At 51.3% G+C, this 24479-nt stretch carries 23 protein-coding genes; 19 read left to right on the top strand and 4 right to left on the bottom strand.

The window, feature by feature from the left end; genetic code table 11:
• Positions 1 to 101 precede the first annotated feature (101 nt).
• The 19 genes from hisA (at position 102) to fba (ending at position 16932) form a co-directional block, all read left to right on the top strand.
• Entirely contained in the window at positions 102 to 869 is a 768-nt protein-coding gene (gene hisA, locus SIB66_RS11095; protein WP_063406672.1) for a 1-(5-phosphoribosyl)-5-[(5-phosphoribosylamino)methylideneamino]imidazole-4-carboxamide isomerase, read from the top strand.
• 65 nt (positions 870 to 934) lie between these two features.
• The gene (locus SIB66_RS11090; RefSeq protein ID WP_063406673.1) at positions 935 to 1399 is read left to right on the top strand and encodes a Fur family transcriptional regulator; all 465 of its coding nucleotides are present in this window, start codon (positions 935 to 937) and stop codon (positions 1397 to 1399) included.
• Between the two features lie 71 nt (positions 1400 to 1470).
• Positions 1471 to 3147: a DUF3685 domain-containing protein gene (locus tag SIB66_RS11085; RefSeq protein ID WP_063406674.1), complete on the top strand. Its 1677-nt coding sequence runs from the start codon at positions 1471 to 1473 to the stop codon at positions 3145 to 3147.
• 32 nt (positions 3148 to 3179) lie between these two features.
• On the top strand, positions 3180 to 3749 hold the full coding sequence (locus SIB66_RS11080; protein ID WP_063406675.1) for a thylakoid membrane photosystem I accumulation factor: 570 nt from the start codon (positions 3180 to 3182) through the stop codon (positions 3747 to 3749).
• An 81-nt stretch (positions 3750 to 3830) separates the two neighbouring features.
• A complete protein-coding gene (locus SIB66_RS11075; protein ID WP_063406676.1) occupies positions 3831 to 4997 on the top strand; it encodes a hypothetical protein in 1167 nt (388 codons plus the stop codon).
• A 58-nt stretch (positions 4998 to 5055) separates the two neighbouring features.
• Positions 5056 to 6090: a hypothetical protein gene (locus SIB66_RS11070; RefSeq protein WP_236070300.1), complete on the top strand. Its 1035-nt coding sequence runs from the start codon at positions 5056 to 5058 to the stop codon at positions 6088 to 6090.
• On the top strand, positions 6090 to 6575 hold the full coding sequence (gene ruvX, locus SIB66_RS11065) for a Holliday junction resolvase RuvX (protein WP_063406677.1): 486 nt from the start codon (positions 6090 to 6092) through the stop codon (positions 6573 to 6575). The genes SIB66_RS11070 and ruvX overlap by 1 nt, the downstream gene beginning before the upstream one ends.
• A gap of 20 nt (positions 6576 to 6595) precedes the next feature.
• Positions 6596 to 7132: a DUF3727 domain-containing protein gene (locus SIB66_RS11060; protein ID WP_063406678.1), complete on the top strand. Its 537-nt coding sequence runs from the start codon at positions 6596 to 6598 to the stop codon at positions 7130 to 7132.
• Between the two features lie 5 nt (positions 7133 to 7137).
• A complete protein-coding gene (locus SIB66_RS11055) occupies positions 7138 to 7647 on the top strand; it encodes a YqeG family HAD IIIA-type phosphatase (protein WP_063406679.1) in 510 nt (169 codons plus the stop codon).
• Positions 7644 to 8729: a glutamate 5-kinase gene (gene proB, locus SIB66_RS11050; protein ID WP_063406680.1), complete on the top strand. Its 1086-nt coding sequence runs from the start codon at positions 7644 to 7646 to the stop codon at positions 8727 to 8729. Before SIB66_RS11055 ends, proB begins: the two co-directional genes overlap by 4 nt.
• Positions 8730 to 8785: 56 nt before the next feature.
• A complete protein-coding gene (gene lpxD / locus SIB66_RS11045) occupies positions 8786 to 9829 on the top strand; it encodes a UDP-3-O-(3-hydroxymyristoyl)glucosamine N-acyltransferase (RefSeq protein WP_063406681.1) in 1044 nt (347 codons plus the stop codon).
• Positions 9830 to 9866: 37 nt separating this feature from the next.
• On the top strand, positions 9867 to 10940 hold the full coding sequence (gene leuB, locus SIB66_RS11040) for a 3-isopropylmalate dehydrogenase (protein ID WP_063421721.1): 1074 nt from the start codon (positions 9867 to 9869) through the stop codon (positions 10938 to 10940).
• A 97-nt stretch (positions 10941 to 11037) separates the two neighbouring features.
• A complete protein-coding gene (locus SIB66_RS11035) occupies positions 11038 to 11940 on the top strand; it encodes a phosphoribulokinase (protein WP_011129911.1) in 903 nt (300 codons plus the stop codon).
• A 212-nt stretch (positions 11941 to 12152) separates the two neighbouring features.
• Complete coding sequence (locus tag SIB66_RS11030) at positions 12153 to 12326, top strand: hypothetical protein (protein ID WP_236070301.1); 174 nt, start codon at positions 12153 to 12155, stop codon at positions 12324 to 12326.
• A 35-nt stretch (positions 12327 to 12361) separates the two neighbouring features.
• Complete coding sequence (locus SIB66_RS11025) at positions 12362 to 13138, top strand: A24 family peptidase (RefSeq protein ID WP_236073785.1); 777 nt, start codon at positions 12362 to 12364, stop codon at positions 13136 to 13138.
• A gap of 186 nt (positions 13139 to 13324) precedes the next feature.
• A complete protein-coding gene (accD, locus tag SIB66_RS11020) occupies positions 13325 to 14206 on the top strand; it encodes an acetyl-CoA carboxylase, carboxyltransferase subunit beta (protein ID WP_063406685.1) in 882 nt (293 codons plus the stop codon).
• A complete protein-coding gene (locus SIB66_RS11015) occupies positions 14203 to 14619 on the top strand; it encodes a hypothetical protein (RefSeq protein ID WP_328585320.1) in 417 nt (138 codons plus the stop codon). The genes accD and SIB66_RS11015 overlap by 4 nt, the downstream gene beginning before the upstream one ends.
• A 9-nt stretch (positions 14620 to 14628) precedes the next feature.
• Positions 14629 to 15738: a Gfo/Idh/MocA family protein gene (locus SIB66_RS11010; RefSeq protein ID WP_063406686.1), complete on the top strand. Its 1110-nt coding sequence runs from the start codon at positions 14629 to 14631 to the stop codon at positions 15736 to 15738.
• Between the two features lie 120 nt (positions 15739 to 15858).
• On the top strand, positions 15859 to 16932 hold the full coding sequence (fba, locus tag SIB66_RS11005) for a class II fructose-bisphosphate aldolase (RefSeq protein WP_063403851.1): 1074 nt from the start codon (positions 15859 to 15861) through the stop codon (positions 16930 to 16932).
• 59 nt (positions 16933 to 16991) lie between these two features.
• Here the strand turns inward: fba and SIB66_RS11000 are convergent, their stop codons facing one another.
• From SIB66_RS11000 to SIB66_RS10985, 4 genes are all read right to left on the bottom strand, one after another.
• Complete coding sequence (locus SIB66_RS11000; protein WP_063406687.1) at positions 16992 to 17969, bottom strand: S66 peptidase family protein; 978 nt, start codon at positions 17967 to 17969, stop codon at positions 16992 to 16994.
• A 6-nt stretch (positions 17970 to 17975) separates the two neighbouring features.
• Entirely contained in the window at positions 17976 to 18629 is a 654-nt protein-coding gene (gene purQ, locus SIB66_RS10995) for a phosphoribosylformylglycinamidine synthase subunit PurQ (RefSeq protein ID WP_063406688.1), read from the bottom strand.
• A gap of 7 nt (positions 18630 to 18636) precedes the next feature.
• Positions 18637 to 18906: a phosphoribosylformylglycinamidine synthase subunit PurS gene (gene purS / locus SIB66_RS10990; protein ID WP_011826356.1), complete on the bottom strand. Its 270-nt coding sequence runs from the start codon at positions 18904 to 18906 to the stop codon at positions 18637 to 18639.
• A gap of 416 nt (positions 18907 to 19322) precedes the next feature.
• Complete coding sequence (locus SIB66_RS10985) at positions 19323 to 24059, bottom strand: 2-oxoacid:acceptor oxidoreductase family protein (protein WP_063406689.1); 4737 nt, start codon at positions 24057 to 24059, stop codon at positions 19323 to 19325.
• Between the last annotated feature and the right edge of the window lie 420 nt (positions 24060 to 24479).

Here is a 24479-nt window from a genome sequence, read left to right as displayed (position 1 = left end):
CAGCTGAATCATCAAACGCGCATATTGAAGCGCGTTCGATCAGCAACTGAAGGCCCTTCGCCCTGCAGGATGGAGGTCTAAGGCAACGTTCTTTGCCAATCATGGAGATCATCCCAGCCATCGACCTACTGGACAGCGTGTGCGTGCGACTTCACCAGGGGGACTACGAGAAGGTGACTCGCTTCAGCGAGGACCCCGTTGATCAAGCCCTTAGCTGGCAGAAGCAGGGGGCAACTCGCCTACACCTGGTGGATCTCGATGGCGCCAAATCTGGTGAGCCGGTCAACGATTCCTGTGTGCGAGCTATTACCTCTGCCCTCAATATTCCTGTCCAGCTCGGGGGTGGTGTGCGCACTCTCGAACGAGCCGAAGAACTCCTCGCCTACGGCCTTGAACAAGTCATCCTTGGCACCGTGGCAATAGAGCAACCCCAGCTAGTGAAACAGCTTGCCCAAAGGAATCCCGGTCGGATTATCGTCGGCATCGATGCCAAAAACGGCAAGGTGGCAACGCGAGGATGGATTAGCCAAAGCGAAGTGAATGCAACAGACTTAGCCGCCGATTTCAATGCTGCCGGTATCGCCGCAATCATCAGCACAGACATTGCAACTGATGGAACCCTTGAAGGGCCGAACCTAGAGTCACTACGTGCAATGGCAAAAGCCAGCAGCGTTCCAGTAATCGCCTCCGGAGGCGTGGGTTGCATGGCCGATCTACTTAGTCTGCTGGCTCTTGAACCCTATGGAGTGAGTGGGGTGATTGTGGGAAGAGCTCTCTACGACGGCAAGGTGGATCTAAAAGAAGCAATCCGAGCCATTGGCGATGGCCGACTGCAGGACCCACCAACTAGCAAACCACTGATGGCATGAGGACCTTGGACTATGAATTGACCTTGCTGGAGCCGTAAATTGAATTCATTATCACTTCAGTTGTGATGCACACCGCTCCCAAGATCAGCGGCTCAAGTGCTGAGCGGGATGAAGATGGAGTGCAGGGAGCCTTCGAACGCTGCCGGCGGCTTGGGATGCGACTAAGCCGTCAGCGGCGCATGGTGCTGGATCTCCTCTGGAGCGAAGCCACTCATCTCAGTGCTCGCGATATCTTTCAAAAGCTCAACACCTGTGGACGGTCCATTGGTCACACATCCGTCTATCAGAACCTGGAGGCACTTCAATCAGCAGGACTGATCGAATGTCTCGATCGAGCCAATGGTCGCCTATACAGCTACCGAAGCGATCCTCATAGCCACCTCACTTGCATAGAGACCGGCAACATCACAGACCTTGATATAGAACTCCCTGAGGATTTGCTCGATCAAATCGAGGCCAAAACTGGTTACTGCATTCACTCCTACACCCTTCAACTCAGCGGTCGGCCAGCATGTAATAACAACGACTAAAAACATCAAGATCTCAACGGACTGGAGGATTTGCCTAACGCTCGTTACCTTGATGGCATAAGCCTTGTGCCGTGGTGAATTTGGCGGACAGCACATCCACTCAGATCCTGTTGCTGGCTCCCGATCTGCTCGGTGAATCCTTAGCGTTGCAGCTCAGCAGTGCAAACCCAAGCCTGGATGTCATTCTGCGGACGGACCAGCTGAGCCGTCATCCAGTCCTAGTGATCTTGTCGGTTGAGAGTCTCGAAACTCTCAGCACATTGCAACTGGAACTCAAAAGACTTCAGGAGCATTGGCAACCTGCGCCAGTAATGCTGATCCTTCCGGCCCAGCTTCGTTTCAATGCAAACGAGTTGTTGAGCCTCGATTGTCCAGGCCTACTTCAAGACCCCGATCTGGCCACATTGCAGGCTGCCATCACCACTCTTTGTGGCGGTGGCAGAGTTGTGAGACTCAATGCTGCCCCCGTCTCCCAAGACAGCATTCCCCAAGCAACGATGGGGCTTGGTCAGTGGCTGTTGGTGAGTGGTCTCCAGCAGATCGACAACGATCTGAGGTTGATCGAAGCATTCCTCAACCCACCGCCCAAAAATGAACTGTTTCGTCTTTTGATGGAAGGGCGCCAGCGGGAACTCCGTAGTGCAAGAGATTTTTTGTTATGGATTTGGGGCCCGCTGCAAGTGGGTCTACGCAACCCTTTCCCCCCAAATCGGCCATCCCAAAAGGCACGCATCAATTTCGATTTCGATGCTTCAAGACAGATCTCAGCAGAAGCTGCCGGAACGGTTATCTGCCTCAGTGAACGGAACGCAGTGGCGGTATGGGGAGCGATCCGTCAGCGGCTTAGCGATTCCGTAGAAAAAGGACTCAGAAATTCAACAGGCAGCCTGCTAGCGATTGAAAGCCTCAATCCTGAGCGACGTCGTGACCTACTCCTTGCCCTTTTGAACCAATTGGATCATGTGCTGAAAAAGCTGCGTCAACCCAACAGTACCGAGACCCCACTCAATGACTCCTGGCTGACGCTCGAATCTGAACTACGTGAACAAGCCCTGCGATCTATGGCAGGTAATTACGTCAGACTTCCTCGAGCTGGCGAACTCAAACCAGTGGCAGATCAATTGCTTGCCACTGCCGATCTCAAGGGAATTGATCAAGAACTTCCAGACCCCCAGAGAATGCTGGCTCCATTGCTGCTCGACAGACCCGTGCTTGTTGAGGGGCAGCTGCTGCCGGCAGATTCCCCTCGTGCCTTACTGCAACTCGAAATGTTGGTGGGTAACTGGCTCGTACGAACCGCTGAAATAATCAGTGCCGAAGTTCTCGGAACCTGTGGTGAGTGGCCCGAACTACGCCGCTTCCTACTGAACCAGCACTTGATCTCCACACGAGAACTCGAGCGATTGCGTAATCAACTCAATAGTCAGGCCCGTTGGCAAAACTGGATTCAAAGACCAATTCAGCTCTACGAAAGTAAACGACTCCTCTACAGGTTGCGAGACGGCATTGTCGAGCCATTACTGCTCACCGAACCTCGTGATGAAGAACTCAGCCAGCTTGGTTGGTGGCAGCAGCAAGTTGCTCTATTGCTCGAAGCCCGCGATGCTCTGGCACCCTCAATGCAATCCCTGATCAAACGCATCGGTGATCTCATGGTGGTCGTGCTTACGCAGGTATTAGGCCGTGCTATTGGTCTGGTTGGACGAGGAATCGCGCAGGGAATGGGACGCAGCCTGAGAGGTGGCTAATTCCCACACTTTCGAGGCAATCAAGCGCCAAAATGAGCATTAAACATCTCCGTGTACTGCCCATGACCCATCTGCTCAAAGCACTCCTGAGCTTGGGTCTGGCCATTCTTCTGATGGTGCCCCCAGTCCAAGCCATCCGAGATGACGATGCCTACGACGGCAACATCTTTCCGATCTATGCGGGTGATGGTTCATTGGGTTACGGGCAAGGAACAAATCTTCCCGAAGCCCTTAGAGAGAAGCGCACAAGTGTGATCGTGTTTTATCTCGATGACAGCGCCGTCAGCAAGGCTTTCTCTCCTGTGGTTTCAACAATTAACTTGATATGGAGAGATTCCATTGATCTGATCCCGTTGACCACAGACGAGTTTCAAGGACGAACAAGTAACGATCCCCAAGAAGAGTCTTATTACTGGCATGGACGCATCCCTCAAGTGGTGGTGATCGATGGTCAAGGTGAGGTGCTACTCGATCAAGAAGGCCAAGTTTCACTCGATGAAATCAATGATGCAATCAGTACTGCTACAGGTCTAAGTAAACCAATTGATTCACTTAAAATCGACAGCTTCAATGAGTACAACAGCTTCATGGTGAAAGAATAAGGCGCTAAAGTACTGCTATCAGCATCAACCACCCTTTACGCTGCGCGCCAGGTCCCCCGGTCTAGTAAGCCGCCTGCTCCAATGACTTGCCTGCTTGAGCTGCTCCTACTGCTGGGTCTTGGTGTGTTTTGGCTCGAACTGAGGCATCGTCTGAGGCCCGCCTCCCCTCTGAGCCTCAAGGCGCTCGACTTCAACGTCAAGCAAAGCAACTCTGATCTTGATGTAGAAATCTGGCTGGAGATCAGCAACCCCCATCCGCGCATGGAAGTGATGGTGCCTGAGTTGCAAATTAACCCTGTTCTGCTTGGCAAAGCCGATCTAAGTGAAGTCAAGTTGAGCACAAAGATCACCCCACATCATCCAGATGAAAAGGCTCGCGATGATGGTTACTGGGCTGCCTACATTGTCAAAGGCCACAAAAGCACGAGGGTGCAGGTGAACCTGCGCCTGCAGAACAGCAAAAGCAGTGATTTGAAAACCAGTGCTGACAGCATTTGGGTAGATGTCAACTGGGTGAACTACGGCCCCTTTGGTCGGCTGAAGCGTCGTCAAGGTGTCCTGGTGCCACTCCATCAGCCAGAACCTCTCCAACCCTCTGAAGTCAGCTTCCAAGCTGGCGATTGCTGTGAGGTCTTGCCTCTGAAAACCCATTTGCTTGGCACCCTCGATAACACTGTTGAGATCTTGCGTGACTACGCCAAGCCACATCTACGCCCCGGAGATGTCCTCACGATCGGGGAAACCCCGGTGGCGATTATGCAAGGGCGCTATCACCACCCCAGCACAGTCAACCCTGGATGGCTCGCCCGGTTCCTTTGCCGAGCCTTTCATCCCACAAGCAGTCTTGCTACTGCTTGTGGACTACAGAGCTTAATTAATCTGGTAGGGCCAACCAGAGTGCTAATGGCATGGATCGTTGGCCTAATTCTGAAAACGCTAGGTATCAAAGGATGCTTCTATCGACTTGCTGGCGAACAGGCACGTCTAATTGATGACATCACAGGAACCACTCCTCCATACGATCAAACGATCGTGCTTGGGCCCCTCGCGCCAACAAAGCTTTGCAGACAAGCAGCCGCTGAGTTGGGAGTTGGCGTTGCCATCGTTGATGTCAATGATCTCGGCCGGGTCAAGGTTCTGGCCTCTAGTGATGGTTGCGATGAAACCCTTCTCAAGAAAGCTCTGCGTCCGAACCCAGCCGGTAATGCCAATGAACGCACGCCTCTGGTCTTGGTCCGACCCAATTGACCACAATGGAAGACATGGTCAAGCTGGATAAGATTCAAATGAAGGCATTGGTCGAGGCGTGATCGAGGCATCCAGCAGCCCCCTTCAGGTGATGTTCCTCAGAGCGAGCCACTTCCCCATGCTGAATGCCAGCGAACACGCTGGTCGGATGCACTGGCTAGAGACCATGCTTTGGCGCGGTTGGCTGGCAAGAGCTGAACAACAACTTCCAAGCTTGTTGCCAACTAGGCAGCCAAGTTGCCTAGTTGCTCTTGAGCAGAAAAATCTGGTCGGCTTTGTTGTGATTAGGCCCTACAACCGACGTGGTACGTGCTGGTCAGTGACCTCACCGGAGCTAATAACGTCGCCGCGGCACTGCAGCAACCAAAGCGTGAGCCGTGACCTTTTAAAAAATGCCATCCAGCAAGGCAGTAAGCGGGCACAGAGCTGGATCTTGCGCTGCCCCGCCAATGACACCGATCAGCTGGCACTAGCCAGAGTGCTCGGCTTTCAACCTCTCAAGCTCTTCCAGTGTTGGACACCACCCTCACTGATGGCCCAGTCGATACCAACTTGGCCTGCTGAGCTCAACTGGCAACAGCTGAGCCGTCGAACAGCCTCCTTGCTTTGGCCACTGGAAAAATCCGGAGGATCTGGCCATCTCCGCCAGATCGTTGATCGACAATGGATCGACCTGCTTGACCAAAACCAAACGGGCAGTGGCGTGCTGCTTACCCAGGGCGGCGCAACTATTACGGCCATTGCAGGTCTGGTCAGCCATCCTGGAACAAACTCAGAGACAGTGCTTGAACTGATGCGCGATGTCGGCTGGGACCCTCGACTGTCACAAGCTCTGCCAAAAGTTTTAGCTGAGCTTACGAGCATGTCCAAAACATTCCGACTGATCACCACCAGCGAAGACGAGCCGCTCAATACTCTTCTCGAACAACTGAGATGGAAGCGAGCGGGAGAAGAGTTGCTGCTTGGTCGCAGTCTTTGGCGTCGCCAGGTAAGTAACAAGTTGCTTCTTGGAGCTCGACCACTGCAATCGATGCTGGGGCGACTGCAACCCCAGCAACCACCCCTCCCTATTCCAATCCTGGGCCGACGTTAATGACGGCAACAAAACCCAGACCCAAATCCATTCTTAGTCTGGATTTGGGGAAAAGACGCATCGGTTTAGCAGGCTGCGATCCACTAGGCATCACGGTGAGTCCTCTACCTCCTCTGCAGAGAAAAAGCTTCGAACGAGACCTAAAAGCATTGCAGTGGCACTGCAATAGTCGCAAAGTGGAAGGTTTGGTCGTGGGTTTGCCGCTCGATGCCAAAGGTCTGCCCACAGATCAAGCACGACACTATGAGCGTTATGGACAACGCTTGGCGAGAGCTCTCAAGTTGCCTCTCGCTTTGGTAAATGAACACAGCAGTAGTTGGGCTGCTGCTGAACGCTACAACTTGCAAGGCGATCGAAGTGGCCAGCTTGATAGCGCTGCGGCAGCACTTTTGCTCGAGCAGTGGTTGCGAGAAGGTCCCGAACTGAAACCGGTCCACGTGGCGGTCCATCCAGTGAGTCAGGTGAACAGCGATAGTGGATCCTGAGCAAATCAACCTCAGCTCCAATGACTGCCCCGGGTCCAAATATCAATGGCGAGGTGCCAACGGTCTTAGTAAGAGATGATGAAGGGCGGGATCTGCTCTGTTTTCTCGAGCAACTCATTCCTCTTGATGACAAGGATTACGCCCTACTCACACCGGTCGACACCCCCGTCTCCCTCTTCCGCCTCATCGAAGGCAACGATCCTGAACTGATCGAAACGATTGCCAGCAGTGAACCAATCCTTTCAGTGGCCGATGTCGTGCTGCAAGAACACGACCTCACTCTTGTTCGCTCAGCCGTAACACTCACTGTGAACGGTGAACTAGATGAACCCGATCCAGAGGAATTGGAAGATGAGGAAACCGATGACGACTCCGAGACATATGAATTGCTCGTTAGTTTTATGGTTCAAGAGCAGGAGTATGGCCTTTATATCCCTCTGGATCCCTTCTTCGTTGTGGCTCGCATGACCGACGGTCAAGCAAAGCTTGTAGAAGGAGAGGAATTCGATCAAGTCCAGCCACGTATTGAAGTCGAGCTCGAAGATAGGGAGCTGTAGATCTGATGAGCCAACACTGGCTTCAGCCAAACTGGGAACCCGGCCTGACCCTCCCCCATCTGCCGATCCAGCACCTTCTGGATCAGGGCCTGCAGGCCCTGATCCTTGATGTTGATCGCACCTTGCTGCCCGGGCGTGAGATTGAGTTACCGCTATCCGTTACAAGCTGGGTTAAGGAAGCCCAACGCCATCTATTACTTCACCTCTTCAGCAATAATCCCTCTCGAAAACGTATCGGTTCGGTAGCTGAGCAATTAAATCTCACCTTCACCTGCAGTGCAGCGAAACCTCGCAGAGCCCGACTGCGAAAGGTACTCAATCAGATCCAGTGCAAACCTACAGAGATTGCCATTGTGGGAGATCGAATCTTCACTGACGTGCTAGCCGGAAACCGTCTTGATCTCTATACCGTTCTAGTTCGACCACTACGCGCCGATGGCTATCCCTGCAAAAACAACAGAGTTCAGCGTTTTGAACAAAAACTTGCCGCATGGCTAGGGGCCCCACAGACATGAGTCTGTGGGTGGTGAAGGTGGGAACCAGCTTGCTGAGAGGCAATGAGAAGCAATCCACCGCCGAAGTGATTGAGAGCTACAGCGCCTGCCTTTCAGCAAGCCTCAAGCGGGGGGATCATGTTGTTCTCGTAACAAGTGGCGCCGTAGGTCTGGGTTGCAATCGTCTAGGGCTAAGCCAACGGCCGGTCGATGTGGTGGCTCTCCAAGCGACGGCGGCTATCGGTCAAGGACAACTCATGGCTCTCTATGAGGCTGCCATGAGCCGAAGGGGTCACACCGTGGCTCAGGTATTGCTCACCCGCTCAGATCTTGGCTCGAGGCAGCGATACCGCAATGCTTCAAGCACCTTGAAGCAATTGCTCGACTGGGGCGTTCTGCCGGTGGTGAATGAGAACGACGCCCTCTCTCCGGAAGAATTGCGATACGGCGACAACGACACCCTTTCGGCTCTCGTTGCAACCGCAGTGGAGGCTGATCAGCTCATCATGCTCACTGACGTGGATCGCCTTTATTCCTCAGACCCCCGCATTAATGCCTCTGCCGAACCGATCTCAGATGTTTACCATCCCCATGAACTGACTGCCCTGGAAGTCGCGGCAGGGGAGGGAGGTCCCTGGGGCACTGGGGGCATGACTACAAAACTTGCGGCAGCTCGCATCGCTACCGCAAGTGGCATCACCGTTCTTCTTGCTGATGGCCGCGATCCTCAAGTGCTTGATGGGTTGCTTCAAGGAAGACGGAGTGGCACGTTGTTTCATCCTCACCCTCAACCTCTCGGCAATCGCAAGAGCTGGCTGGCTCATGCCCTGAAGCCCTTAGGGACCCTTCAGCTGGATGAAGGCGCCTGCGATGCCCTTCAACATCGTGGCGCCTCCCTACTCATGGTGGGGGTTAAAGAGGTGGAAGGAAACTTTGAAGCCAACCAGCCGGTAAGACTAATTAATCCCGAAGGTAACGAGCTCGCTCGAGGCTTGTGTTCCTTGAGTAGCAAAGAACTGCGAGAGGCCATTGAGACCCAAATGAGCACGAATCGTTCACCGGTCGTGGTGCATAGGGACGTGTTGGTTCTCCGCAACGCGTGACTTGAGTGAACATCACCAACACATCACGCCTACGATCCGCCGAAAAGTGATTTGACATGCGCTTCAGCCAGTTGATCGCCTCCCTCCAACAAGGAAGCGCTGGGCTGCAGGACCACCAGCTAGCTGAAGATCCTGAACTGCTTAGCGGCGCATCTCTCGATCAAGCAAAGGCCAATCAGCTCAGTTTTCTGGAACAGGGCAATGCACTAACCACTCAGCTAAGCCACAGCAAGGTTGGGGCCGTATTGATTCCACCTCAGGATGATCTACGTGTCATTGCTGAACAAAGAGGGCTGGCTTTTGCGGTGTTGCGAGACCCTCGCCTGGCATTCGCTGAAGCCTTGGAACAATTGCATCCACGCTCGCGGCCCAAGGCAGGTGTTCACCCCACAGCCGTGATCGGAGATCAAGTGCATCTTGGCCAAGGGATCTCAATCGGTGCGCACGTCGTCATCGGTGATGGCAGCCGTATCGGTGCCTATAGCGTGGTCCATCCAGGCGTAGTGATTTACGAAGATGTGGTGGTGGGGGAAGCTAATGAACTTCATGCCAATGCTGTTCTTCAGCCTGGTTCCAGGCTAGGTCTGAACTGCGTTGTGCACTCCAATGCCGTTGTGGGATCAGAGGGTTTCGGCTTCGTACCTACCGCCAATGGATGGAAAAAGATGCCTCAGACCGGTTTGGTGGTTCTTGAAGACGGTGTAGAAGTGGGCTGCGGGTCGACCATCGACCGTCCATCGGTGGGTGAGACTCGCATCGGCGCTGGTACCAAAATTGACAACCTCGTGCAAATCGGCCACGGGGTGGTTACAGGCCAAGGATGTGCCCTTGCCTCACAGGTGGGGATTGCCGGCGGTGCTCGGCTGGGTGACGGTGTAATCCTCGCCGGTCAGGTTGGAGTTGCTAATCGCGCTGTAATCGGCGATCGTGCCATCGCTAGCTCGAAGAGCGGTATTCATGGCGAAGTTGAAGCGGGGGAAGTTGTCAGCGGCTATCCCGCGATTTCAAATCGCCTCTGGTTGCGCTGTTCCGCCACCTTCAGCAAATTACCGGAGATGGCCAAAATGTTGAGGAAGCTGACAAGAGATACACCTCAGTAACCTCACAGGAGGCACAAGCCATTTTGGAGTTCTCCACATGCGCCAGCACCGCATCGTTCTGCTGCCTGGTGATGGAATCGGTCCTGAAATCACTGCTGTGGCAAAGCTGTTACTTGATGCAGTAGGCCAACAACACGGTTTCAAGCTGAATTTCGAGCAACACCCCATCGGTGGGGTTGCCATAGACGCAAGCGGATCGCCCTTGCCCGCCAGCACCCTTGAGGCATGTCAAGCCAGTGATGCGGTGCTGCTTGCAGCAATTGGTAGCCCTCGCTTTGATTCCCTGCCCAGGGAGCAACGGCCGGAAACAGGCCTGCTATCCCTTCGGGCAGGACTGAAACTATTTGCGAACCTCAGGCCGGTGACGATCCTGCCGGCCCTGATCGATGCCAGCAGCCTGAAAGCAAAGGTGATCAAAGGCGTTGATCTAATGGTGGTGCGGGAGCTCACAGGCGGGATTTATTTCGGCCAACCGAAAGGGCGGATTGAAGCCGATGGGGATGAGCGCGCTTTCAACACAATGACCTACTCCAGAACTGAGGTGGACCGAATCGCCAAGGTCGCTTTCGAGCTCGCCCGCGATCGCAGCGGAAAGCTTTGTTCAGTAGATAAGGCAAACGTGCTTGATGTCAGTCAACTGTGGCGTGATCGTGTCGATGCTTTGGCTGCCAACTATGGAGATGTAGAGCTCAGCCACATGTATGTGGACAATGCCGCGATGCAATTGGTGCGCAATCCCAGGCAATTTGACGTGCTGCTTACCGGCAACCTATTCGGAGACATCCTTAGTGACGAAGCAGCCATGCTTACCGGCTCGATTGGCATGCTGCCCTCAGCTTCGCTCGGCAGCGAAGGACCAGGACTGTTCGAACCGGTGCATGGCTCCGCACCCGATATAACAGGACAAGACCTGGCCAATCCAATGGCAATGGTGCTTTGCGCAGCAATGATGCTGAGAATTGGCTTAAAGGAAAACGATGCCGCCACGGCTCTTGAAGGATCAGTAGAGCGTGTTCTCGCGGCAGGTTTCCGTACAGGTGACCTCATGAGTGAGGGTTGTACCCAACTGGGCTGCGCAGAGATGGGTGAGCAATTGCTGCAAGCGCTTTAAAGGATCGAGAACTCTGATAAGCAAATGCTGATGTTGCCAAATTGAGCTGTTTGCTCCATGACCTGCCAAAATCTCTGGGCCTGTCCTGCCTGCGTCGATGTCGAAGCGTCACCCGGTTGTCGCCGTTACAGGGTCCTCTGGAGCCGGAACCAGCACCGTAAAGCGGGCCTTCGAGCACATTTTTTCCCGAGAGAAAATCACACCCGCCGTTGTGGAGGGCGATAGCTACCACCGCTTCGAGCGGATGGCCATGAAGGAAGCCATGGCTGATGCCTTGGCCAAGGGTGAAAACTTCTCCCACTTCGGCCCAGAAGCGAACTTATTCGACAAGCTCGAAGAGCTCTTCCGCACCTACGGTCAAACAGGGGGTGGCAAGAAGCGTTACTACTTGCATAGCACTGAAGAGGCAGCAGAACATAACAGCCGCCTAGGCACGAAACTTGACCCAGGTCAGTTCACCCCTTGGGAGGAAATTCCAACCAACACTGATGTTCTCTTCTATGAAGGACTGCATGGTGGTGTCGTTGGTGATGGCTACGACGTAGCAGCCTGCGCCGACCTACTGGTTGGGGTGGTACCAATCACCAACCTTGAGTGGATACAAAAAATCCACCGCGACAATGCCGAGCGAGGCTATTCCGCAGAAGCAATTGTGGATACGATTCTGCGCCGCATGCCTGATTACATCAACCACATCTGTCCACAATTCAGCCGCACAGACATCAATTTCCAGAGAGTGCCCACTGTGGACACCTCCAACCCATTCATTTGTAGGAACATCCCTACGCCGGATGAAAGCTTTGTGATCATTCACTTCCGCAAAGGTGCTCGCGAAAAATGGGGCATCGACTTTGGAGATCTGCTCAACATGATTAATGACTCGTTTATGTCGAGTCCGACAAGCATCGTGGTGAATGGAGGCAAGATGGGTTTTGCAATGGAATTAATTTTGACCCCGATCATTCATCGCCTGATTGAAGACAAACACAAACTCTCCTAAACAAAATAATTTAGTTACCTCAAGAAACAACTATGATGGGATTATCTGAGTAATCAGTTAATCCTATTTCTATTTCCAACCTCTCATTTGTAATTGCAACAGCCGCTTCCCTATCAACCGAGGCAGCACGCTGCGATCGGATCAATAGCGGCCAACTGATTGAGAAAGCACGACAAATTTATTTCAACTATCTCTCCAACACCATCACTGGCATGGAACCCATTGGTGTTTTTCTGAATGAAAACAATGGGAAAGGACGCGTTGTCTTTGATCTTCCGGTTCTGCTTCCAAAAGAAAAGTATCTCAAGCTAGAGCTCCTGCGCACCATCCCGATGCGCTCCCGTCAAACCCGTGAAAGAAACATCGCCATCTCTAGGCGCAGCTAATGCTCTGGATCTATCTAGCGATCATCGGAGCTTGTATGGGCAGCTTCATCAATGTAATGGCCTGGCGACTTCCCCGAAAGGAATCATTGATTTGGCCTGGTAGTCATTGCCCACGTTGCGGATGTGGTGTGCGTTGGCACGACAACATCCCAGTACTCGCATGGATTCAACTGGGCGGTCGCTGTCGTGATTGCAGAACCCCCATTCCAGTGCGTTATCCAGCGGTGGAGAGTCTCAGCGCCGGGCTTTGGGTATCGGCTGCCTTGGCAGCTCCAACCAGCATGGGCGAGTTGTCTTCCTTGTTCAATCTCTTTGCTGGAGTAGTGCTTGTCAGTGTGCTGTTGCCACTGATCCTCATCGACCTCGATCACATGTGGTTGCCAGAACCACTCTGTCGGGCTGGCCTTTTGTTAGGCCTAGCGTTCACCGCGACAGCTGCAGTTTCACTCGGCTGGGGTAAGGGATCAGCCCTGCTGCTCGACCATTTACTAGCAGCAGCAGCAGCCTTAATTGCGATGGAAGGGCTTAGCTTCCTTGCCAAAAAGCTGATTGGTCAGCCAGCCCTTGGGCTTGGTGATGCCAAATTGGCGGCCATGGCTGGAGCATGGTTAGGACTGAATGGGGTGGCTATTACCATGACCCTGGCCATCATCAGCGGCGCAGCGGTTGGTCTCATCGGTCGGCTTGCTGGTCAGCTACAACCTCGCCAGCCTTTTCCCTTCGGGCCTTTCATTGCCTTTGGGGTCTGGGGTGTATGGCTTTGTGGATCAGATTGGTGGTGGCAACATTGGATCAACCTAATGGGTCTTTAATAGACCAAAGGCTGCTGGAAAAAATGCCAACTGTCAGTGAGTGAAGCTCGCTTTAGATTTGGATGATTCACCACTTCTTAATTTGCGGTATTGGACATGAGCATGGACACTTGATCCATCCTTATGTCTGTCCGAGAAGCCTTGTGCCAGTTGAGAAGTTACCCGTACTCACACTGATTTAAAAGGATGAGTTTATTCGACTGGTTTGCTGATCGTCGCAAGGGTCAGTTCGTTGGCAAGGTGAGCCAGGAAACTGAAGAAAGCGATGGTCTTTGGGTCAAATGCCCCGAATGCGGTCAGGTTGTTTATCGCAAGGATCTTCATGCCAATGCAAGTGTTTGTTCCAACTGCGGCTATCACCACCGCATCGATAGCGACGAAAGGATCGTCCTGATCGCTGATCCAGGAAGTTTTAAATCACTGGATCGCAACCTCAGCCCTACAGATCCACTCGGATTTAAAGATCGCCGTGCCTATGCCGATCGCTTGAGAGAAAGCCAGGCCTCAACAGGCATGAAGGACGGGGTCGTCACAGGTCTTTGCCAAGTCGAAGGAATGCCGATGGCCATGGCAGTGATGGATTTCCGCTTCATGGGCGGTTCTATGGGATCAGTTGTTGGTGAAAAGATCACCCGACTGGTGGAGCGGGCCACAGCCCAAGGTCTACCCCTCTTGATTGTCTGCGCTTCAGGCGGAGCTCGAATGCAAGAAGGCATGCTCAGCCTGATGCAAATGGCCAAGATTTCCGGTGCTCTTGAGCGACATCGAGAGGCTGAACTGCTCTACATGCCACTGCTCACTCATCCAACTACCGGTGGTGTGACTGCCAGTTTTGCCATGCTCGGTGATCTAATTCTGGCGGAACCGAAGGCTCTGATTGGCTTTGCTGGACGCCGGGTCATTGAGCAGACCTTGCGGGAAAAACTACCCGACAATTTTCAGACTGCCGAATATCTGCAAGAGCACGGCTTCGTAGACACGATCGTGCCTCGCACGCAACTTCGTAAAACGCTGGCCTCACTCTTGCTGCTTCATGGCTGCAAAGCGAAAAAGGCTGCGGGTAAATGAGCAAATCTCTATTCCGATTCTGCCTCTGGTTAGGTCAGGGTCTCATGCTCCTGCTGCTAACCCTTTTTATTCCTTACGCCTTTCTCGAAGTAGAAATCGCAAGCGCTGGCCCAGTGGAATGGAAGGAAGTCCCCGCCACTGAAGCTGGACAGCAATGGTGGGATATTGGCAGCCTTCACTACGATAAGGATGGCAATCTCAGCGTGCTTAGTCGCTTTACTCCAGCGCTCAGAGAAGGCGAGAAGCAGCAAAATGGCAGCCTTTATTTGATGCATGTGGATTGCGATCAAAAGCTCTTCAGGGATACCTCGGTGAATGGTTTCCATCGTTTCCGCGCAGAATGGAAACCCTCTGATGGCGATGAGCTTATCGATGCAGTCATCGATGAGGTTTGCACTGCAGAGGTGACGTAAATATCAATCATGAACCCAATCCGCCCTCCAATTGGTGTTGCTATTGCCGGCCTTGGCTTCGGTGAAAGCGTTCATCTTCCGGCACTAAAAGCCAATCCAGACCTACAGCCTGTTGCCCTATGGCATCCACGCAGAGAGCGACTAGAAAAAGCTGCGAACCAGCATGAACTTATCGGCTATAGCGATTGGTCAGCCCTATTGACTGATCCAAAGATCGAGGCCGTGATTCTGGCAACACCACCAGGTCCGCGTTTTGAATTGGCGCTCGAAGCATTGAAAGCTGGAAAACATTTGCTTCTGGAGAAACCCGTGGCGTTGCATGCCGATCAAGTCGCTGAACTGCAACGACTGGCCATCAAGCAAAGATTGAGCGTGGCCGTGGACTTTGAATACCGTGCTGTGCCGTTGTTTATGCAAGCCAAGCGTTTGCTTGATCAAGGGATAGTGGGAACGCCATGGCTGGTGAAACTTGACTGGTTAATGAGTAGTCGCGCCAATGCTTCAAGACCATGGAACTGGTATTCCCAATCCGAGGCAGGTGGCGGCGTGATTGGGGCGCTAGGCACTCATGCCATGGACATGCTGCATTGGTTGTGTGGGCCAACTCGCCAGGTGAGTGCTCTGCTATCCACCTCGATTCAAACAAGGCCTGATCCAATTAGTGGCGAACTTCGTGATGTGAGCAGTGAAGACGTCACCCTGGCTCAGTTAAAGCTGGGTGGAAATGAGAGGCCTGAAATACCTGCACAGGTGAGCCTCACGGCAATTGCCCTCCAGGGAAGAGGGTGCTGGCTGGAGATCTACGGCAGCAACGGCAGCCTCTTGCTTGGCAGTGACAACCAGAAAGACTATGTGCATGGCTTTGGCCTCTGGGCAGCAGCTGCCGGTGAGCCACTTCGCAGCATTAGCGCTGATTTGGATCTAGCGTTCCCCACCACATGGACTGATGGTCGCATCGCCCCTGTAGCGAGGCTTCAAGGCTGGTGGGCCGAGAGCATGCGCAGTGGCCAGCCAATGCTGCCAGGCCTTGCGGAAGGATGGGCCAGCCAACAGGTATGCGACAAAATAAGGGATTCAGCTAGATCAGGACAGCGACTTGAAATCCAATCGACACTCTGAAAATAAATAAGCCTGATAGGGATAGGTGACAGTTCTGACCATCGTCTTATAAAGTCCGGGGCCGCAGGTCCAGGACTCTTTGCTTGAGAACTGGCCCCTACTGACACTACGGAGATCTCTATGGCCCTCGTTCCGCTAAGGCTTCTGCTTGACCATGCCGCAGAAAACGGCTATGGCATACCTGCTTTCAACGTGAACAACCTCGAGCAGGTGCAGTCCATCATGGAAGCGGCTTACGAGACTGATAGCCCCGTGATCCTGCAGGCCTCCCGCGGTGCTCGAAGCTACGCAGGTGAAATCTTTTTAAGACATCTGATCATCGCCGCCGTTGAGACTTATCCAGACATCCCGGTTGTGATGCATCAAGACCACGGGAATAGCCCCTCAACATGCTTTGGTGCTGCAGCCAACGGGTTCACCTCTGTGATGATGGATGGTTCTCTTGAGGCAGACGCCAAGACACCTGCCAGCTACGAGTACAACGTTGCTGTCACAAAAGAAGTCGTAGGCGTGGCCCATGCCATTGGCGTAAGCGTGGAGGGTGAACTGGGCTGCCTGGGCTCCTTGGAAACAGGTATGGGTGAAGCCGAAGACGGCCACGGATTTGAAGGCAAGCTCGACCACAGCCAACTGCTCACCGACCCAGCTGAGGCCTCCGACTTCGTAGCTAAAACCAAAGTTGACGCTTTAGCAATCGCGATTGGAACCAGCCACGGCGCCTACAAATTCACGCGCAAACCCACTGGTGAAGTATTAGCGATCAGTCGAATTGCAGAAATCCATAAGGCCATCCCTAACACTCATTTAGTGATGCACGGTTCCTCTTCCGTTCCCCAGGAATGGCTGCAAATGATCAATAAATACGGAGGTGCAATCCCTGAGACCTATGGCGTTCCTGTCGAAGAGATCCAAGAAGGGATTCGCAATGGCGTGCGTAAGGTCAATATCGACACCGACAATCGCCTGGCTTTCACCGCTGCTGTGCGTGAAGCCTCTGTCGCTGATCCTGCCAACTTCGATCCACGCCACTTCAACAAACCTGCGCGTAAATATATGAAGCAGGTCTGTCTTGATCGCTATCAGCAGTTTTGGTGTGCCGGCAATGCCAGTAAAATTAAGCAACGTGATATCAACTATTACTCAGCCCTTTATGAGAAAGGGCAGCTTGATCCAAAAACCGCTGTTGCTGCATGATTAAGGCCAAATGAATCGCTGAGGGGGGCTGTGAGGCCTCCCTTTTTAATGAATATGGCTTAGGACAACAACATTAGGGATCCATTGCGTCCGTCGAGGCGCGCTATTGCTCCAAGAGGCAAGGCAAGATTCGGTTGGCCATGACCAACAGGAAGATCACTGACAATTGGCACGCCAAGAGAAGAAAGACGCTCCTCAAGGATGCCGACCATTGAGAAGTCTCCCGGGACAATCTCCCCTTTCCAGCTGAAACGGCCTGTAGCTACGGCCGCAACATCTCGTAGCAGCCCTGCGCTGCGCCATTGTGTGAGCATGCGATCAACCCTATAGGGTGCTTCACCTACATCCTCGAGCACTAATACGGCACCACGCAAATCAGGGAACCAGGGTGTTCCGATTAGATGTGTGGCCACGGTGAGATTGGTTACCACTAAAGGGCCTACAGCAATGCCTGGAATGACCCCAATGCCTGATATCGGGGCTACAGATTGACAAGACAACAGACCAACCGTTCGTTGCCATTGTTCGTCAGACCCAGTCATCGACCCATGGATGGCGCCGCGAGATCCCACACCCCACTGGGCCAATAACAGAGAACTGGAGTCTGAGAAGCCGAGGCTCCAAAGGGAGCGTCGTGGGAAATGGAACCCGTCCTCCAAAACCCTTGCGCTACCCCAACCAGAGCCGATGTAGACAATTCCATCAACATGAGGATCCCTCCACGCGGCCTCTAGTTCAGCGCGGCGCTGGGCATCTGTGCCAGAAAACCAATGCCATTGGCGATGCAACGATGGAGGCAATTCAAGGAGCCACCCCTGCGCCTTGCAACGCTCAACTAAAAAAGAAAAGTCTGTTTGAGGATCGATCCACGTACCAGTATTGACCGCCCGAATTCGTGAACCATCACGAAGTGGTGTTGGCGCCGCCAAAGGTGTCGATGCATGAAAGGCTGGGGTCAATGTTCGCCCCAGCTTTGGCCAAGCCAAGGTTGCTGCTATGGCAGCCGGAAGCCCCATCAGCAGCGAGCGCCGTCGCATGGTGAATCAGCCAAGCAGTGATTGCAATAATCCTCTGCCATCCACACCACCAATCACAGGATCACAAGCCCTTTCAGGATGGGGCATTAAGCCAAGCACATTGCCAGTCTTGTTTGTAATTCCAGCGATATCAGCCACTGAACCATTGGGATTATTGACATAGCGCAAGGCGATAGCGTCATCGTCTTGTAGCTGGCAAAGGGTTTCGTCACTGCACTGATATCGACCCTCACCATGGGCAATGGGCAGGGTGAGAGAATCTTTTCGTTTATGACCCATTAGCCAAGGCGTGCGGTTGCTTTCCACAGTGAGCAAAGCATCCTCACAGATGAAATGAAGGCTTCGATTGCGGGTTAGAGCTCCAGGGAGCAGACCTAGTTCAGTCAGAACCTGAAAGCCATTGCAGATGCCGAGCACCCTGCCGCCACGTGCAACAAATTCCACCAGCGACTCAAGCACCGGCGCAAAACGGGCAATTGCACCACAACGGAGGTAGTCGCCATAACTAAACCCGCCTGGAAGCACAACAGCATCAAGACCATTTAAATCACGGGTCTCATGCCAGAGAAAGCGCGTTGGGATGTTCAAGCATCCTTGCGCTGCCCAGCGCACATCGCGATCACAATTTGAGCCAGGGAAGACAACAACACCAATACTCATGGCTGCATTAAGCGGTGGTTGTAGGAACCGGCTGAAGCTCAAGACTCCAATCTTCAATCACGGGATTGGCAAACAGGCGATCACTGAGCAGTTCCAGCTGCTTGCGTGCTTCCGCTTCATTATCAGCCTCGAGCTCAAGATCAACAACCTTTCCGATCCGCAGTTTGCTGATGCCTTCCACCCCAAGGCGATTGGCAGCAGATCGAGCAGCCTCCCCAGCCGGGTCAAGCACTGAAGGACGCAGACTGACAAGAACGCGGGCATGAAATCGCGGCACGGTCTGTAGGAAGTGGATTGTTAAATCTTCGCAGCTCAAGGCACCCTCTTTAAAGGATGAAAGCGCGTTTAAAACCTAGGCCACTAGGCCCGCACTGCTTGCGTGGTGAATGGTGATGATTGATTCAACGATCAAAACAATGCTGGTGTAGCAGAAATACAACGCAAAAATTATAGTTATCTGAGTATGACTATGCAGCCAAAGTCAAGATGAGCTGAATGGACTGTACTGACCCTGGTTGTTAGTTGCCTGGCTGATGGCAAGTAAGACTCTCTGATGAAATCTTAACTTACAAGAGGATATAGATTATGTTTCTAAGTATGAGAGAACTCCTTGACAAAATAATGTTGTAGAAATACTCTCTGGGGCTCTATTGCGTTAATAATATAGATAAGAATTGGCTGTCGGGAGTTTGGCTAGTGGATGGCTTGTTGAATTTGTTCATTCATCAACTCTCTGCCTCGATTAATTAAGTCATCTCGAGTGAAATCACCAGAATCCAGCCTCTGCAATATGATCTTCTGTGCTGCATAGTCTTCGTTGTGCAGCCCAGCACGGCTTTGCATCATCCGCCATGATTTACGGCGCTCTATATGGAAGAGAACCATCTGACGACTGACCGCATAATACTTAAACTTGCCATTGATTTCAGCCTTGAAATACACACCCCAATCAGGCACATAAGCATGATGATTCTCATTGAATACATTTCTATAAATAACATCTTGCTGCCTAATTAGAGTAAGCATATTGTCGATATGTATAAACTCGTCGACTTGTGCTTCAGGAATCTCTTTGAGGTGTCTGCGAAAACGTGCTTCGGTAAGAGCCCAGTGAGCAACAGTGAGATTATATGGCTTTCCATCTGATTGATATTTAGCTGCCCTCCAGTCTCGATTGATTGAAGGGTTACCCTTGAGCTCAAAAGTTTCCTGGATGGTCTCGCCAGCGCGAGGATTATAGATAAACTCAGGCATTCCACGACTATCTCGAATCATACGAGCTTGATAGGCACTCATGTCGTCACCAATACCATGCTCTGGCTGACAAGATGTATAGCATTGGAAAAAGGCTGTACCACGATATTCAAGTCCATCAAGCATGGCCTTATACATTTTTCCTGAATTTGCCATAGAAACCTGGGCAATAAATGGCGAACCATGGCCAGTTGTAAATGCTTCTGCAACACTTTTCTTCTCTACGAGCTTACCTTGCGAAGCAACACCAAATTGGTTCATGTCATATCCACCCAACATGTTAGAGCTGTCGGAGTTTTGACCACCGGTGTTGGAATAGACCTGCGTATCAAGCATCAGTAATTTCACATTGGGTCGGTTTTGCAAGACGACCTTTGAAACGTTTTGGAAGCCTATATCGCCCATAGCTCCATCTCCACCAATCGCCCAAACTTTAGGTAACTCACGTATTTCCTGATCAGTCATGAGTGAGTCATCAAGATGAGTTAGCTCGAAGTATTCACGCTCACTACAAACATTGATGTCACGATCAAGAAGTGCTGTAGCAAGTCGTTCCGGAGTTACAGATCGACGTGCATGATTGAGAACAGCAGATTCTCCTATCAGCCAACTAATGGTTGCGCCATCCTGAAATAAGGAATTCATCCAGGGGTATGGATGAGGATTGGAGGGAGGAGTAGAGCCGTAAACCGTATTGCAGCCAGTGTGAGCACCCATATACATCGTGCACATTCCATTTGCCATACGTCCATCAACTGCCTGTAGATCACAGTGATTAAAGGCATCCTGATTGAGGACTGTTACCAGTGCTGTGATGACTTCTTGGTCAGTGATCTCACCAAATCTATTGAGTCGAAGAGTTGTATCATGTTCGTTTTCACCACCAAGACCCATCACTGCATGGGCTACAGAACGCTTAAACCAACTATATTCATCATCATCTTGAGTCTTTAGAGTTGCCAACCTTGTGACACCACATTTTTCTAATAGTTTTGCTTTTTTGCGTAAACGCTCTGCTTTTTGGTGATAAATGGGTCGCATGTATGCCTCTGTGATAGAAGCAGCAGCCCTCAGCACACTTTTTTCACCACAACCTGCACAAGCACCGTCTCCAGAGACAAGAGACTCGTAATTACTCCGTACCATCAAGTGCTTCCGCAGGGCTGATTCAAGTGAAGACTCTGGTGATTCAGACTGATATTGACCAAGAAACTTTTGACTGGTATCTGGTAATAAGCGGCTAAAAACTTGGGCAGTTGTAAGATCGGCATTAAGTTCAGGCGTATCCTGTTTCATTCGCAAGGCATCATGTTCTCCACAAACCTGAACACACTCCCCACATCCTTTGCAGAGGTCGCTAACAAAAATAGAAAAGATACCCCCACTACCAGGATTCTTCTTCTCAAGACTTTTGTAAATACTAGGTGTGTTGTTATATGCAAGTGGTAACTTGTCAACAATAGCAATTAGCTGCCTACGTGAGGCTTCATCGATTGATGTAAGCTCATCTAACTCATTACTTAGAATAGTTTTAAAAGGCTGTTTGGTTTTGGATGCAACATTGTCATTCATTTTTTCGTGGCAACGTTGATCTAATCCAGGCACCTCCTTCAAAAGTTGCTTCGATGCATTCTCGTCAGTGACATAATTGCGTATGGCAGTGACAAGAATTGTACTTACATCCTGTGCTGTATTAGGTAAGGCAGTATCAGGACAGGCAGCGATACATTCCATGCATTGAGTACAATTCTCTGCGATGTAAATTGGGGTTTCGCGCCTGGCTACATATTTACTTTGTGTCGCGCCACTGGCAGGTCCCATAACAGATAAGCTTGCGAAAGCACCTGATGGTTGGTGATAGCCCAAGTCGTTTCGGAATTCTGAATCAAATTTCTGCAGTGTTTGGAATGGTGACCTATTGGCTTGTCCATCAGGCATCGAACAAGACGAACAACCACTAGCAGCACAACCTGCAGTTGCTGGAATCTCAATGAGAGCAGCATCCTTTGGTGCAAGCATGGGGTTGCGCATGCTTGAAGTGTCTACATCCTTATTTTTTCCATAAGCAATTTCCTCAACCCGTTCAAAGCCACCAGCCATAACCTTCATGTTTGAATCAACTACCGCGTCACCAAAGCGCCCGAACTTCTTTTGATATTGGTTGCGAACAACCTCTTTATACGCGGCCTCACTAATCTCGTGATCCTGCAAAAAGGTTGAAACTTTGAAGAATGCACCAAGGAAGGAGTTTCCTTGCATCCTTAATTGCAGATCAGTTCGAGTTGTTGCTTCTCGAGCGATATCGAATCCAGGCAGAATAAATACACGAATACCGTTATCCTTGATGAATTTGCGATACTTTGAGGGAATTCGCTCCCAGGCTTCAGCCGCGGGCTCACTTGATTCCCAAACAAGGCAACCGCCTTTATTTAAACCCGCAAGCGGATTAGTATGTGTGAATGCTTTGGGGTCACAGCAGAGCACAACATCAACATGATTGAGCTCACAATTCACTTGTATCTTTTCAGCCGCAACTGTTAGGAAATAATTAGTAGGGGCTCCTTTCTTTTCGGAGCCATACTTGGGGTTGGCCATAATGAAGAGCTTCTCTTCTAATTGGCCATGTTGATCATAGGTTGGATCACGTTCGGAAATCATTTGCCCAAACTTACCGATAATTTCACCAAGGTTTTTACCCGTGGTGATCATTCCCCAGCCTCCAATCGAATGGAATCGAACAGCAATCGCTCCATTCGGTAATAGTGATGGTGTGTCTTTAGAAACCACGCTATAGGGGTGATCAATACCTAGTGTGAAATAAGCTTCGCCATCAGCTGCACTTTTGCCGTCTTTCCGGGCAATCCCCCCAGTGGCATATTCAAAAGCTCCGATGATATGTTCTGGTCGAAAGTCTCTAGAGCCAAGCCCATAACTTCCGCGAAAAATTCTTGGTGTTTGCTCAAGTGTTATTGCAGGCATCATGCCTCCATACTGTGCAGACTCCTGTCCTTTACTTAGAGCAGTGCGGATGTCTCGACCTAATGGATTATCACCAGCCAAGCCTTCATCTGTTCGTTCTAAAATGATGACATTCTTTTTGCCACGCAAAGCATTAATTACTGCCGCTTCAGGGAAGGGACGTAAAACATTTATATGAATAGAACCAACCTTGGCATTGCGGTGCTCACTTAGGTAATCGCATGCCGCTTCAATATTTTCAGCTGCACAACCAAGAGAAATAAAGACTGTATTCGCTCCCTCGGTTTTATATTCTTGAATAAGCCCGTAGTTGCGGCCTGTTAACTGAGCAAACTCTAGATAGCATTGCTCAAGGAATTTAAGAATTGGTTCATTGAAATTATTACGACGTGCTATGACACCATTCATATGGTGCTCTTGATTTTGAACAGGACCTAAAAGCACCGGATTCTTTAAATCCAACATTTCGGGGACTCGGCGACGCCGAACTCCGAACAGTTCTCTTTGGGCTTGTGAAGGGCAATCTATCTGGTCATCTGGTGCACCCAGATATTCACGTAGTAGATCCGCTTCTGGGGCTCGATAAGTACGCTCAGAATGGGTGGTCAACATCCCATCTTGAATATTCATTCCTGGATTTAAGGCTAATTCATTGCATTTACGAAGAATAATTGCCTGATCTGCAGCTTGCTGGGCATCTCTAGCAATTAACATCGTCCATCCAGTATCTAGAGCTGCATTGAAATCATCATGGCCACAGTGAACATTAAGTGCATGCTTGGTCAGGGCTCGAGCTCCAACCTCCAAAACCATCGTCGAGAGCTTTCCTGGTGCGTGGTAATATTGCTCCATTGCATATACAATTCCCTGTCCAGATGTGAAGTTAACTGTGCGCTTGCCAGTCATCGCTACCGCAGTAGCACCGCCTTGCGCTGCATGTTCACCTTCTGCCTCAACAGATAACTTTTGGTTTCCCCATACATCAAGAGCCCCTTCTGCAAAAGACTGTTGATATATTTCACCCCCCTCTGTTGAGGGTGTAATTGGGTAATAGACACCTCCTTCTGTAATGCGCGTTTCTACCCACTTGGTGACAAGATGATTGCCATTACACGTCACCGGAATTCCTGGATACTTGGGGTTATCACCCCCCAGTACTGCTGGAATCATCTCCTGTTCTACGGTTTGATCTGCCATACGTAGAAATCAACGAAGGAACATCTGCTGTGTGCGTAAAATCTACTGAAATCTGTGAACAGATTGCAGCACTTGATCAAAGAGAGGGAAAGAACACCGAAGCCCAGGCCCCAACGAGTCGATTCTAAAAAAGCTTAAGCCTCGCCCGTTTTGCCAATGTCAGTCTTGAGGCTTGCCTTGATTTTTTCAAGAGCTGGGGTCTCTGCTATCAACCCCTAAAGATAGTGAACTGTTCTTCCTGGCTGCATAACCTGGGAAAACAGGGGATGTTGCCTCATTCTGTTTTTAGAGGCTCTCAGGTACTGACTCTGTTGTTTTCAAGTACACCACACCATGAGACCACCTGGTATGACTAGGGAATAGTCCTATATTGCATGTAAAAGCATAAAGTCCTGTGCTTGCTTGCAGCTCAACAAAACC

The organism is Prochlorococcus sp. MIT 1318 (assembly GCF_047304505.1).
Classification (GTDB): domain Bacteria; phylum Cyanobacteriota; class Cyanobacteriia; order PCC-6307; family Cyanobiaceae; genus Prochlorococcus; species Prochlorococcus marinus_D.
Note: the sequence above shows the minus strand (reverse complement) of the source record. Positions and strands in the feature narration are given on the sequence as shown.

Excerpts from the sequence above, each read along its gene's own strand:
- SIB66_RS11055 (WP_063406679.1), top strand. The coding sequence starts at position 7,138 with ATGAGCCAACACTGGCTTCAGCCAAACTGGGAACCCGGCCTGACCCTC.
- SIB66_RS11080 (WP_063406675.1), top strand. The coding sequence starts at position 3,180 with ATGAGCATTAAACATCTCCGTGTACTGCCCATGACCCATCTGCTCAAA.
- SIB66_RS11090 (WP_063406673.1), top strand. The coding sequence starts at position 935 with ATGCACACCGCTCCCAAGATCAGCGGCTCAAGTGCTGAGCGGGATGAA.
- SIB66_RS11030 (WP_236070301.1), top strand. The coding sequence starts at position 12,153 with ATGGAACCCATTGGTGTTTTTCTGAATGAAAACAATGGGAAAGGACGC.
- SIB66_RS10985 (WP_063406689.1), bottom strand. The coding sequence starts at position 24,059 with ATGGCAGATCAAACCGTAGAACAGGAGATGATTCCAGCAGTACTGGGG.
- proB (WP_063406680.1), top strand. The coding sequence starts at position 7,644 with ATGAGTCTGTGGGTGGTGAAGGTGGGAACCAGCTTGCTGAGAGGCAAT.
- SIB66_RS11060 (WP_063406678.1), top strand. The coding sequence starts at position 6,596 with ATGACTGCCCCGGGTCCAAATATCAATGGCGAGGTGCCAACGGTCTTA.
- hisA (WP_063406672.1), top strand. The coding sequence starts at position 102 with ATGGAGATCATCCCAGCCATCGACCTACTGGACAGCGTGTGCGTGCGA.
- fba (WP_063403851.1), top strand. The coding sequence starts at position 15,859 with ATGGCCCTCGTTCCGCTAAGGCTTCTGCTTGACCATGCCGCAGAAAAC.
- SIB66_RS11025 (WP_236073785.1), top strand. The coding sequence starts at position 12,362 with ATGGGCAGCTTCATCAATGTAATGGCCTGGCGACTTCCCCGAAAGGAA.
- lpxD (WP_063406681.1), top strand. The coding sequence starts at position 8,786 with ATGCGCTTCAGCCAGTTGATCGCCTCCCTCCAACAAGGAAGCGCTGGG.
- ruvX (WP_063406677.1), top strand. The coding sequence starts at position 6,090 with ATGACGGCAACAAAACCCAGACCCAAATCCATTCTTAGTCTGGATTTG.
- purQ (WP_063406688.1), bottom strand. The coding sequence starts at position 18,629 with ATGAGTATTGGTGTTGTTGTCTTCCCTGGCTCAAATTGTGATCGCGAT.
- accD (WP_063406685.1), top strand. The coding sequence starts at position 13,325 with ATGAGTTTATTCGACTGGTTTGCTGATCGTCGCAAGGGTCAGTTCGTT.
- SIB66_RS11000 (WP_063406687.1), bottom strand. The coding sequence starts at position 17,969 with ATGCGACGGCGCTCGCTGCTGATGGGGCTTCCGGCTGCCATAGCAGCA.
- leuB (WP_063421721.1), top strand. The coding sequence starts at position 9,867 with ATGCGCCAGCACCGCATCGTTCTGCTGCCTGGTGATGGAATCGGTCCT.
- SIB66_RS11035 (WP_011129911.1), top strand. The coding sequence starts at position 11,038 with ATGTCGAAGCGTCACCCGGTTGTCGCCGTTACAGGGTCCTCTGGAGCC.
- SIB66_RS11015 (WP_328585320.1), top strand. The coding sequence starts at position 14,203 with ATGAGCAAATCTCTATTCCGATTCTGCCTCTGGTTAGGTCAGGGTCTC.
- SIB66_RS11075 (WP_063406676.1), top strand. The coding sequence starts at position 3,831 with ATGACTTGCCTGCTTGAGCTGCTCCTACTGCTGGGTCTTGGTGTGTTT.
- SIB66_RS11010 (WP_063406686.1), top strand. The coding sequence starts at position 14,629 with ATGAACCCAATCCGCCCTCCAATTGGTGTTGCTATTGCCGGCCTTGGC.